The sequence below is a fragment of the Novosphingobium sp. genome (genome assembly GCF_041915465.1).
GTDB lineage: Bacteria > Pseudomonadota > Alphaproteobacteria > Sphingomonadales > Sphingomonadaceae > Novosphingobium.
Genome location: NZ_JAYSBK010000106.1, coordinates 1 through 10256 on the forward strand (window position 1 = coordinate 1; position 10256 = coordinate 10256).

The 10256-nt window shown below is 64.8% G+C and carries 11 protein-coding genes, 1 tRNA gene and 2 pseudogenes; 3 read left to right on the forward strand and 11 right to left on the reverse strand.

The window, feature by feature from the left end; all coding sequences use genetic code 11:
• Positions 1-182: pseudogene (locus ACE3SN_RS14290) on the forward strand (hypothetical protein); the annotation flags it as partial.
• Positions 183-275: 93 nt separating this feature from the next.
• Positions 276-1421, forward strand: coding sequence for a pyridoxal phosphate-dependent aminotransferase (locus ACE3SN_RS14295; protein ID WP_374531121.1), 1146 nt, complete (start codon positions 276-278; stop codon positions 1419-1421).
• Here ACE3SN_RS14295 and ACE3SN_RS14300 read toward each other — a convergent pair.
• The 8 genes from ACE3SN_RS14300 to ACE3SN_RS14335 form a co-directional block, all read right to left on the reverse strand.
• On the reverse strand, positions 1418-3295 hold the full coding sequence (locus tag ACE3SN_RS14300; protein WP_374531140.1) for a potassium transporter Kup: 1878 nt from the start codon (positions 3293-3295) through the stop codon (positions 1418-1420). The two genes, ACE3SN_RS14295 and ACE3SN_RS14300, sit on opposite strands and share 4 nt — an antisense overlap.
• Positions 3296-3452: 157 nt before the next feature.
• A complete protein-coding gene (locus ACE3SN_RS14305) occupies positions 3453-4106 on the reverse strand; it encodes a tetratricopeptide repeat protein (protein ID WP_374531123.1) in 654 nt (217 codons plus the stop codon).
• Positions 4103-4528: a cytochrome c-type biogenesis protein gene (locus ACE3SN_RS14310; protein ID WP_374531125.1), complete on the reverse strand. Its 426-nt coding sequence runs from the start codon at positions 4526-4528 to the stop codon at positions 4103-4105. Before ACE3SN_RS14310 ends, ACE3SN_RS14305 begins: the two co-directional genes overlap by 4 nt.
• Complete coding sequence (locus ACE3SN_RS14315; RefSeq protein WP_374531126.1) at positions 4525-5073, reverse strand: redoxin family protein; 549 nt, start codon at positions 5071-5073, stop codon at positions 4525-4527. Before ACE3SN_RS14315 ends, ACE3SN_RS14310 begins: the two co-directional genes overlap by 4 nt.
• A complete protein-coding gene (locus ACE3SN_RS14320; protein WP_374531128.1) occupies positions 5070-7016 on the reverse strand; it encodes a heme lyase CcmF/NrfE family subunit in 1947 nt (648 codons plus the stop codon). The genes ACE3SN_RS14315 and ACE3SN_RS14320 overlap by 4 nt, the downstream gene beginning before the upstream one ends.
• Positions 7013-7483 carry a cytochrome c maturation protein CcmE gene (ccmE, locus tag ACE3SN_RS14325; protein WP_374531130.1) on the reverse strand — a complete coding sequence of 157 codons (471 nt, stop codon included), beginning with the start codon at positions 7481-7483 and terminating at the stop codon, positions 7013-7015. The genes ACE3SN_RS14320 and ccmE overlap by 4 nt, the downstream gene beginning before the upstream one ends.
• Before the next feature lie 129 nt (positions 7484-7612).
• On the reverse strand, positions 7613-8359 hold the full coding sequence (gene ccmC / locus ACE3SN_RS14330; RefSeq protein WP_374531132.1) for a heme ABC transporter permease CcmC: 747 nt from the start codon (positions 8357-8359) through the stop codon (positions 7613-7615).
• A gap of 182 nt (positions 8360-8541) precedes the next feature.
• Positions 8542-8618, reverse strand: a tRNA-His gene (locus ACE3SN_RS14335).
• A 246-nt stretch (positions 8619-8864) separates the two neighbouring features.
• Here ACE3SN_RS14335 and ACE3SN_RS14340 point away from each other — a divergent pair.
• Positions 8865-9206: a PilZ domain-containing protein gene (locus tag ACE3SN_RS14340; RefSeq protein ID WP_374531134.1), complete on the forward strand. Its 342-nt coding sequence runs from the start codon at positions 8865-8867 to the stop codon at positions 9204-9206.
• A gap of 84 nt (positions 9207-9290) precedes the next feature.
• On the opposite strand, the gene rpmE is transcribed toward ACE3SN_RS14340, so the two are convergent.
• From rpmE to ACE3SN_RS14355, 3 genes and pseudogenes are all read right to left on the reverse strand, one after another.
• Positions 9291-9518: a 50S ribosomal protein L31 gene (gene rpmE / locus ACE3SN_RS14345; RefSeq protein WP_374531136.1), complete on the reverse strand. Its 228-nt coding sequence runs from the start codon at positions 9516-9518 to the stop codon at positions 9291-9293.
• Between the two features lie 76 nt (positions 9519-9594).
• A complete protein-coding gene (fabZ, locus tag ACE3SN_RS14350) occupies positions 9595-10053 on the reverse strand; it encodes a 3-hydroxyacyl-ACP dehydratase FabZ (protein ID WP_374531138.1) in 459 nt (152 codons plus the stop codon).
• A gap of 21 nt (positions 10054-10074) precedes the next feature.
• Positions 10075-10256 (reverse strand): annotated as a pseudogene (locus tag ACE3SN_RS14355) (hypothetical protein); the annotation flags it as partial.

A 10256-nucleotide genomic window follows, 5' to 3' on the forward strand; every position in this document is an offset into this window, starting at 1 on the left:
TCATGGCATTCAACGTGTGGTTCATCATCTGGCCGGCCCAGAAGAAGATCCTCGGGATCGTCGATGCTTCGGCTGAGGAAAAGGCGGCCGCCGCGCCGCGCGCGCTGATCGCCAGCCGCCTCAACACCCTGCTTTCGATCCCGATGCTCTATTGCATGGCGAACGCCAACATCAACATGTAATCCGGTCCCCTTGCGGGCCTGGAACGAAGGCGCGGCGCTGCTCATGCAGCGCCGCGCTTTTCTTTTGTCCGCGCGGCGTTTAACCCGGCGCGCATGACCGCAAAGATCGACCCCTTCTACGCCATTTCCGTCTCCGGCCTTGCCCATCGCATGAAGGCCGAAGGGCGCAGCGTGATCCATATGGAATTCGGCCAGCCGTCGACAGGCGCCCCCGCCCCCGCCATCGCCCGCGCACACGAAGTGCTCGACAGTGACCCGATGGGCTATTGGGAAAGCCCCCAGCTCAAGGCGCGAATCTGCCAGCATTACGCCGACTGGTACGGAGTGGAGATCGCGCCGGCGCAGGTGCTGCTGACTTGCGGCGCCTCACCCGCGCTGGTCCTGGCTCTGTCGATGAGCTTTGCTCCCGGCGCGCGCGTTGCCATCGCGCGGCCCGGCTATGTGGCCTATCGTAACACGCTGAAGTCATTGTTCCTCGAACCGGTCGAACTTCCGTGCGGCGAGGCGGAGCGATTCCAGCTGACCGCCAGGGCACTCGCCGCGCTGGAGCCCGCTCCCGACGGAGTGATCATCGCCAGTCCGGCCAATCCTACGGGCACGGTGATCCCGCGCGAAGAGATCCTCGCCATCGCCGAGGTCTGCCGGACGCGCGGCATCAAAATCATCTCGGACGAGATCTATCACGGCATCAGCTATGGCATGCCCACCCCCTCGATGCTGCAGGCGGAACCCGACGCGCTGATCGTCAACAGCTTTTCCAAGTACTTCAGCATGGCCGGCTGGCGGCTTGGCTGGCTGGTCGTTCCCAAGAGCGGGATCGACGCGGCGCGGGCGCGGATGGGCAACCTGTTCCTGACCCCGCCCTCGCTTTCGCAGCACGCCGCCCTGGTGGCGATGGATTGCCGCGAGGAACTTGAGGCCAATATCGCGACTTACGCGCGCAACCGCGAGCTGCTGCTGGCAGCACTGCCAGGCATGGGGCTGGGCCGGATCGCCCCGCCCGACGGCGCGTTCTACATCTATGCCGATGTCTCGGACTTCACCGACGACAGCCTTCAATTTTGCACGGCCATGCTCGAGGCGACGGGCGTTGCCACCGCGCCGGGGATCGACTTCGACCCGGTCGATGGGCGCCACTTCGTGCGCTTCAGCTTTGCCGTATCCACGCCCGAGATCGAGGACGCGATTGGCCGAATTGGCCCCTGGCTCGCCAGCCGCAATCGCGGCCAGCGCGCTTAAATCTCGATCTGGCTGCCCAGTTCGACCACGCGGTTGCTGGGCAGGCGGAAGAACTCCATCGCGCTGGCGGCGTTGCGCAGCATCCACGCGAACAGCTTTTCGCGCCAGATCGCCATGCCCGGCTTCGATGAAGCGATCAGGGTCTGGCGGCTGAGGAAGAAGCTGGTCTTCATCATTTCGAACGGTCCGCCCGGGATCTCGACCGACTTGAGCGCGGTCGGAATGTCGGTTTCTTCAAGGAAGCCGAACTTCAGCGTGACCCGGTGGAAGCCCTGGCCCAAATCCTTGATGCTCGCCCGGCTACCCGTGTAGATATAGGGCACGTCCTGGATCGCCACGGTCAGGATCACCACGCGCTCGTGCAGCACCTTGTTGTGCTTAATATTGTGCAGCAGCGCCGAAGGCACGCCCGAGTTGGTGCTCGCCATGAAGATCGCGGTGCCGGCCACGCGTGTGGCGCTGGAATGCGCGCTCTTGGCGAAGATCTCCATCGGGATCGAACCTTCGGCCATGTTCTGGCGCATCAACGCACGCCCGCGCGACCAGGTGGTCAGCAGGGTAAAGATCGCCAGGCCCATCGCCAGCGGCACCCACCCGCCATCGGGGATCTTGGTGAAGTTGGCCGAGAGGTAGGCCGCGTCGAGCGAGAAGAACAGCACCAGCAGCGGCACCGACAGCCACGGCCGCCATTTCCACATCTGGAACAGCACCACCGCCAGCAGCACGTTGTCGATCGCCATCGCGCCGGTCACCGCGATGCCATAGGCCGCGGTCAGGTTCGACGACTTCTGGAACATCAGCACCAGCACGATCACCGCGATCATTAGCGCGGTGTTGATTACCGGGATGTAGATCTGCCCCGCGTTCACGCTGGTGTACTTGATCGACATGCGCGGAATGAAGCCCAGCTGGATCGCCTGCTGGGTGACCGAGAACGCCCCGGTGATAACCGCCTGCGATGCGATCACCGCCGCCGCGCTGGCAATGGCAAGCAGCGGCCACTGGAACCAGTCCGGCGCGAGGTAATAGAACGGGCTTTCCAGCGCCGCTGGGCTGCGCGAAAGCAGCGCGGCCTGGCCCAGGTAGTTGCAGACGAGTGCGGGCAGCACGATCACCAGCCACGACACCCGGATCGGCGAGCGCCCGAAGTGCCCCATATCGGCGTAGAGCGCCTCTGCCCCGGTCACAGCCAGCACGGCCGAGCCCATGGCCAGGAAGCCGCGGAACGGATCGGCGAGGAACATGTTGGCGGCATGATGCGGGCTGAGCGCAAGGATGACCTCGGGCGTCTGCGCAATGCTGACCACCCCAAGCGTGGCGATCGTGGCAAAATAGATCAGCATGACCGGGCCGAACATCCGCGCCACCTTGGCCGTTCCGCGGCTCTGGATCATGAACAGGAATACCAGAATTCCAACCACGATCGGGACAACCCAATGGCTCATCGACGGATTGTACACCGCAACGCCTTCGATCGCGCCCATCACCGACACGGCCGGCGTAATCATGGAATCGCCATAGAACAGCGCGGTGGCGAAGACGCCCAGCAGGACGATGCCCGATGACCACGATTTGCCCGAGATATTCGAATTGATCAGGGCCAGCAGCGCCAGGCTCCCGCCCTCGCCCTTGTTGTCGGCCCGCATGATGATCGAGACATATTTGAGGGTCACGATCACCATCATCGACCAGAACATCAGGCTGATGATGCCAAACAGGTGCAACTGGTCGAGCGGCAGTTTGTGATGCCCGGCGAAGGTATCGCGCATGGCGTAGAGCGGGCTCGTGCCGATGTCGCCAAACACGACGCCGATCGCCCCCACGGCGAGGGCAATTTTTCCGCCATGGTGGTGACCATGGTCGTGGCTGAGCATCGAATTGGCTTGGTCTTCGCTTGGCGTGCTGTGCACTTCAGCTTCTGGACCGACATTTACGCTCATGCGGCAACGCGCCCCTGCAAGCCTTTGAACAGGGGTCCGCGCTTATCAGTATGGCTAGTGCGGCGCAACAGCCGCGGTGCCGCCGTGACGTCTATTGCGTGCCGGTTTGAGCCGCGCCATTCTGGCGGGCGATGAAGGCATCCAGTTCGCCCAGGCGCTGTTCCAGATCGGCGCGCCATGGCGCATCCTTGGGCGAACGGGCCAGGAGGTCCGCCCAAACCGCGCGGCCTTCATCGAGGCGGCCCGATTGCGCCAGTGCAAGCCCCATGAAGAACGGCGGCCCCGGATGCTGGGGATCGGCCTGTGCCGCCCGGCGATAGGCATAAAGCGCCGCCGGAGAGAGATTGCCGTCGGCATGAGCCACAAGGTTGTTGGCCAGCGCAAGCCACGCGTCGGCGTTATTGGGATCCTTGGCGATTGCACCGCGCACCACGCCGGCCGCTTCGGCAAATTGCCCGCGCCGGGAGAAGGCGTCGGCCACCACGGTCCACTGGCTGGCCGCCGGGACGTTCTGTTCCGACAGCGCTTTGCGCGCGTCAACCAGCGCCTCGCCCGAGGCCTGTGGCCGCTCGGCCGCTTCCTTGGGCGCGCCGGGAAGATCCGGCCGGGCCTGGAATGCAAAGCCCGCGATCCCGACCAGCAAGGCTGCGCCAATCGCTTCCCAGCCCCCGCGCGGCGCCTTGAACAGCACGGTCAACGCGCCAAAAGCCACGGCGGCAAGGCCGATTACCATCACCCAGGTCATGCGCCCTTGCTCCCCGTAAAGCGGCGGCGCAGCAGCACAGCAGCCAGTCCCAGCAGCAGCAGCGGCGCGGCGAACAGCGGCCAGGTGGTGCTGGTAACCTGCGGCTTGTAGCTGACATAATCGCCATAGCGTTCGATCAGCCAGGCGCGCACGGCCTCGGGATCTTCGCCCGCCTCGATCCGCAAGCGGACCTGATTGCGCATATCGCCCGCGATCGGCGCATCGGAATCGGCAATCGACTGGCCCTGGCACTGCAGACAGCGCAGGGTTTCCATCAGTGCCTGGGCCTTGGCTTCCTTGGTCGGATCGGCCAGCTGGGTATAGGCATAGGGTGCCGGCGGAAGCTTGTCCTGCGCCAGCACCGGCAACGCGGCGACGGCAATCAAAGGGGCGGCCAGCGCGGCGATCAGCAGACGCTTCACTGCTCCGCCTCCTTCAGCTTGGCGAGGATCATCGGCACCTGATCGGGCATGATCACACCGATGTGCTGGTAACGGATCACGCCCTTGGCATCGATCACGAAGCTTTCCGGCACCCCGGAAGAGCCGATGTCGAACTGAATCTTGCTGACCGGGTCGGCACCGATCCGGGCATAGGGATTGCCATTGCGCGCAAGGAACATCTGCAGGTCCGCCTGGGTGTCGCGGATTGCCACGCCATCGACTTCCACGCCGGCCGCGCGGATCTTTTCAAGCTCTTGCGATTCGGCGGCGCAGGGCACGCACCAACTGGCGAAGACGTTGAGCAGCCGCGGCTTGCCGCCAAGCATGTCGGCGCGGGCAAGGCCCGGGCGATCGGGCGAAGCGGCAGGCAGCGCGAACTCGGGCAGCGGCTTGCCGATCATGGCGCTGTGCACGTCGCGGCTGGCAGGGCGATAAAGCCCGAACATAACCAGCACGACGAAGCCGGCAAAGACGATCAACGGGAGCCACAGGGCCCAGCGCGAGGCTTTTGGCGTTTCGCTCATCGACCCTGCCTCATCCGGCGATAGGCGATCTTGTCGCGGGCAATGATGCGGCGCAGGTCGCTCCATACCCGGCCAAGCAGCGCCAGCACACCACCCAGCGCGATCAGCACGCCGCCCAGCCAGATCATCGTAACGAACGGCTTCCACCACAGGCGCAGCTGCCAGCGCCCGTCCTCGGCCTGTTCACCCAGCACGGCATAGAGCTGTCCGTTCCATCGCGTGGCGAGCGCGGATTCGCTGGTCTGCTGCGGCGGTGCCCAGAAACTCCGCGCCTGCGGATGCAGCCTGATCTCGCGGCCACCGTCATAGCGCGCCAGCATCTCACCTTCGAGCGCGGTCCAGTTCGGACCGGCAATCGGTTCGACCGACTTCAGCGTCACCTGCCACGGACCGACCGCAACGGTTTCGCCGACGTTGGCGGCGACCAGCTTCTCGGTCGAATAAGCGCTGTCGCAGGCCATGCCGAACAGCGCCACGGCAACGCCGAAATGCGCCACGACCATGCCCCACAGCGGCAGCTTGACAGTCCGCAGGTTGCGCCCGCGCAGCGGCAGCCACGAGGCAACGACGAGACCGGCGGCCAGCGCCATGCCGATCAAGGGCATCGGCTTCACTCCGCCGCGCACCACCAGCAGCACCGCCGCGCCAATCACCAGCAAGACCGGGATCGCCAGCATCGGGTTGATGCGCGTCATCGCATCCTGCCGCCAGCGCAGCAACGGTCCGACCGCCATGACCACCAGCATCGGAACGATGAAGATCGCCGACATCGGATTGAAATAGGGCGGCCCAACCGAAACCTTCGCCCCCAGCGCTTCGGCCAGCAGCGGATAGAGCGTGCCGACCAGCACGATGCCCAGCGTCGCCGTCAGCATCACGTTGTTGAACACCAGCGCACCCTCGCGGCTCGTCACGGCAAAGCGCTCACCCTCGGTCACGGTCGCGGCGCGCAGGCCAAACAGCACCAATGCGCTGCCGATGTTGAGTGCAAGCAGGCCAAGAATGAACGAGCCGCGCTCCGGATCGACGGCAAAGGCATGGACCGAAGTCAGGATGCCCGAACGGACCAGAAACGTGCCGACCATCGACATCGAGAAAGCGACCACGCCCAGCATCACCGTCCAGGCACGCAGCGCATTACGCGCGGCCAGCACCGCGGCCGAATGGAGCAGCGCGGTTGCCGCGAGCCAAGGCATCAGCGAGGCGTTTTCGACCGGATCCCAGAACCACCAGCCGCCCCAACCAAGCTCGTAATAGGCCCAATAGGACCCGGCGGTAATGCCCAGCGTCAGGAATATCCAGGCACCCAGCACCCAGGGCCGCATCGCGCGGGCAAAGGCGGGCGAAACCTCGCGCGTCAACAGCGCGCCGACCGCAAAGCTGAAGGCGATCGAGAGCCCGACATAGCCGATGTAGAGCGTCGGCGGATGGAACGCGAGGCCGGGATCCTGCAGCAGCGGATTAAGGCCCTGTCCTTCGGGTGGGACCGGATCGAGCCGCTCGAACGGGTTGGAGGAAATCAGCAGGAAGGCATAGAAACCAAGACTGACAAAGGCTTGCGCGGCAAGCGTTGCCAACATGGTCGGTTCAGGCAGGCGGCGTTCGACCAGCGCGACGAAACCGCCCGCCAGACCCATGATCGTCACCCACAGCAGCATCGAGCCTTCGTGGTTCCCCCAGGCCCCGGCGAACTTGTAGAGGAAGGGTTTGGCCGAATGCGAGTTCATCGCGACCAGCTTGACCGACAGGTCGGTCTCGCAAAACACCACGATCAGGCACATGAACGCCACCAGGCACAGCACGCTTTGCACCACTGCCACGGGACGGACCACGCCGGACAGTGCACCGCCCCCTGGACGCAGCGCCATCCCGCCGGCGATCAACTGCAACATGGCAAGCGCCGCAGCGAGCCACAGCGCGGCAAGGCCGAGGTTCGCGATCACTTGGTGCCCTCGATCGCCTTGCGGGCTTCCTCGGGGCTCATGTCCTTCATTTCGCGCGGCACGTACTTCTCGTCATGCTTGGCAAGCAGGTTGTCAGCCACGAACTTGCCCGAAGCGTCGAGCTTGCCTTCGGCGACGACGCCCGAACCTTCCTGGAACAGATCGGGCGTGATGCCCTTGAAGGTCACCGGAACACGGGCCTTGCCGTCGCCGACGATGAAGTCGATCGTCACCCCGTCGGGCGCGGTCTTGAGGCTGCCCTTTTCAACCATCCCGCCAAGGCGCACGGCCCGGCCGACTTCGGGTGGGTTCGAGGCGAGTTCCGCCGGCAGATAGAAGTACGAAGCCTGGTTGCGCAGCGCCCACATCGCCAGCAGCCCCGCGCCGATCAGCGCAGCGAGCGCGATCAGAATCAGGACCAGACGTTGATGCTTGGCTTTGACGGGAGACTTTGTGGGGGCATTCATCTTTTTCGGCTCCGGTCGCGGCGGGCTTCGGCCCGGCGCATGGCGATCCAGCTCAATCCCGTCAGCAGTGCGGTGCCCCCAACACCGATCACGTAAGACGCGATGACGAAAGTCCAGTGGTTCAGCCCCTCATGCATCGTCAGATTCGTCCACAGACGCCTCCATCGCGCGGCGGCGCAAGCGCGCATCGGCCTGGCTGTTGGCAAGGATGGTGCGCATCCGCGCCAGCACGATCCCCCCGAAGATCAGCGAAAAGCCCAGCGTTGCCGCAAGCAGCCCCCACAGGAAAGCGGGCGCCATCTCGCTCTTGCCCATGGTGATCGAGGGCGGTTGATGCAGGCTGTTCCACCACAGCACCGAATAGTGGATCACCGGGATATTGACCGCGCCGACCAGCCCGAAAATCGCGGGAATGCGCGATGTGCCGTCGCTGTCGCGGTTCGCGGCATCGGCCAGTGCCATATAGCTGCAATAGAGGAAGAACAGCACCAGCATGGAAGTCAGTCGCCCGTCCCACACCCACCAGGTCCCCCAAGCCGGACGGCCCCAGAGCGAGCCGGTGACAAGGCACAGCAACGCAAAGAACGCGCCCGGCAGGGCAATCGCCCGCGCGCCGATCCCCGCCAGCGGGTGACGCCAGACCAGTTCGGTCAGGCTCGCAACTGCGATCGCGCTCCACCCGCCCATGCCCAGCCATGCGGCGGGCACGTGGATGAACAGGATTCGTACGGAATCCCCCTGTAACCGCTCGGCCGGAGCGCCCAAGAGACCCCAGGCCAGCGACAGCGCGGTGAGGATGATCCCGGCCACCAGCAGCGGCGCGGTCATGGCCCGGGCCAGCTTCAGGAATTTTGCAGGATTGGCAAAGCCGTGCATGGACGTGTTCGTGAACTCTCGCCGACCCGTTCTGGCGGCAAGCCCCTCTGCCACGACAGGCCCCCAGCGGCAAGGCCAATGCCGCGCTCGAACACCGCTTCATGCGCCAAAACGACCGTCCGTCAGCGTCCTGTCAGCCAGCGCGCGCCGCGGCGCGAACGCAACCATCGTCGGGGAACAAATGGGGCGATCGATGGGGTTCGAACCCACGACCTCCGGTACCACAAACCGGCGCTCTAACCAGCTGAGCTACGATCGCCACAGCCTGCCCGATCAGGGCAAGCACTTGAGGCGCGCGCCTTTGCACAGGCCGCGCCCGATGGGAAGAGAAAACTTGCGCTCCGTTCCTCGTGGCCGGTGCTTTTTGGAAGGGAGCGCATGGTGCGGCACACGGCGAAGGCGCGCCGAATTGACCGGTTCGATCCCGTCACGGCAATCGGGTGACAACTTATTAACCAAGCAACTCTAGATACTTAAGGGGAAACACTAATCACCCAAGGTCGCAATGATCGCTGCTTCAACCTCATTCGGGCGCGCGTCCGACGCCGCCCGAAATCGTCCACGCACCGCTGCGTGCCTGCCAACGTCCAGCGATCCGCTGGCGCAAAACGCTCAGTACGACAGCGCCGCGATGCGGCTGCGCGATGTTTCCATCTACGGGTGCAACCTGGTCTGCCGGGGCCACAATTTCCGTCCCGGCATGTACATTTCCGTCCACCTGCTCGACGGCCTCAGCGTACACGCCATCGTGCGCTGGGTCCGTGGGGATAGCTGCGGCGTCGAATTTCTGCGTCCGATCCGGGCAAGCGATGCAGACCGAATCAACGAGATGCTCTGGCGCGGGTGATTTTCCTCGTCAGCCCGACATGCGAAAAGGGCGGCCCCACCGGGAGCCGCCCTTTTGCGTTGTTCGAGGCGATAAGCCGTCTGCTCAGTTCTTCTTGAGCGAGAGACCACCGAACCGCTTGTTGAACTGGGCAACGCGGCCGCCCTGATCGAGCTGGCGGGTGCCACCGGTCCAGGCCGGGTGCGAAGTGGGATCGATTTCGAGCACCAGCGTGTCGCCTTCCTTACCCCAGGTGGAGCGGGTTTCGAACACGGTACCGTCGGTCATCTGCACCTTGATGGTGTGGTAGTCGGGATGGATATCGGCCTTCATGACACTGTCTTTCGCTGTGGCCGGTACCGACCGGCCGGAAAAGGAACGGCGCGCTTAGCCGCGCCGGCCCCGAAAATCAAGTGTTAGGAGCATCCGCGATCATGGCGGTGAATTGCACTTCGCAGGTCACCTTGCCTTCGATCGAGGCCTTGCCCCAGAACTTGCACACCCGTGCCCGCTTCTGGATGAAGCCTGCTTCGAGATTGAGCAGGACGCCCGGTTCCACGGGATTGCGGAACTTGGCTTCCTCGATCGCCATGAAATAGACGAGCTTGCCCGAACCGGCGAGCTGAAGCGTCTCGATCGCGAGGATCCCGGCGGCCTGGGCCAGCGCCTCGATCTGGAGCACGCCCGGCATGATCGGGCGGCCCGGAAAGTGGCCCTGGAAGAAGCCTTCGTTGAAGGTCACGGCCTTGACCGCGTGGATCTGCTCGTCGGGGACGAGGCTCACCACGCGGTCAACCAGCAGCATCGGATAGCGATGCGGCAGGGCGGCCAGAATCTTCGGGATGTCGTAGCTGATCGGTTCGCTCATCGCCCCCTCCCCGATAGCCGCTTAGCGGCCGTCGGGCTGCGGACCAGCCGGCTGGACCGGCCGCGGCGTGGGCTGCTGGGCAGCCGCCGGGGCGGCACCCGGCTGCTGCTGCTGCTGAGCGGCCTGCTGCTGTTCGCGAACCTGACGCGGCACCCAGCCAGCCGGCGGCACGAGCTGCATCTTGCTCGCCGGGATCAGCTGGT

Bases quoted from the DNA above. Each gene is read 5' to 3' on its own strand.
- ACE3SN_RS14305 (WP_374531123.1), bottom strand. From the start codon at position 4,106: ATGACCTGGGTGATGGTAATCGGCCTTGCCGCCGTGGCTTTTGGCGCG.
- ccmE (WP_374531130.1), bottom strand. From the start codon at position 7,483: ATGAATGCCCCCACAAAGTCTCCCGTCAAAGCCAAGCATCAACGTCTG.
- ACE3SN_RS14295 (WP_374531121.1), top strand. From the start codon at position 276: ATGACCGCAAAGATCGACCCCTTCTACGCCATTTCCGTCTCCGGCCTT.
- ccmC (WP_374531132.1), bottom strand. From the start codon at position 8,359: ATGCACGGCTTTGCCAATCCTGCAAAATTCCTGAAGCTGGCCCGGGCC.
- ACE3SN_RS14315 (WP_374531126.1), bottom strand. From the start codon at position 5,073: ATGAGCGAAACGCCAAAAGCCTCGCGCTGGGCCCTGTGGCTCCCGTTG.
- ACE3SN_RS14300 (WP_374531140.1), bottom strand. From the start codon at position 3,295: ATGCTCAGCCACGACCATGGTCACCACCATGGCGGAAAAATTGCCCTC.
- ACE3SN_RS14340 (WP_374531134.1), top strand. From the start codon at position 8,865: ATGATCGCTGCTTCAACCTCATTCGGGCGCGCGTCCGACGCCGCCCGA.
- fabZ (WP_374531138.1), bottom strand. From the start codon at position 10,053: ATGAGCGAACCGATCAGCTACGACATCCCGAAGATTCTGGCCGCCCTG.
- rpmE (WP_374531136.1), bottom strand. From the start codon at position 9,518: ATGAAGGCCGATATCCATCCCGACTACCACACCATCAAGGTGCAGATG.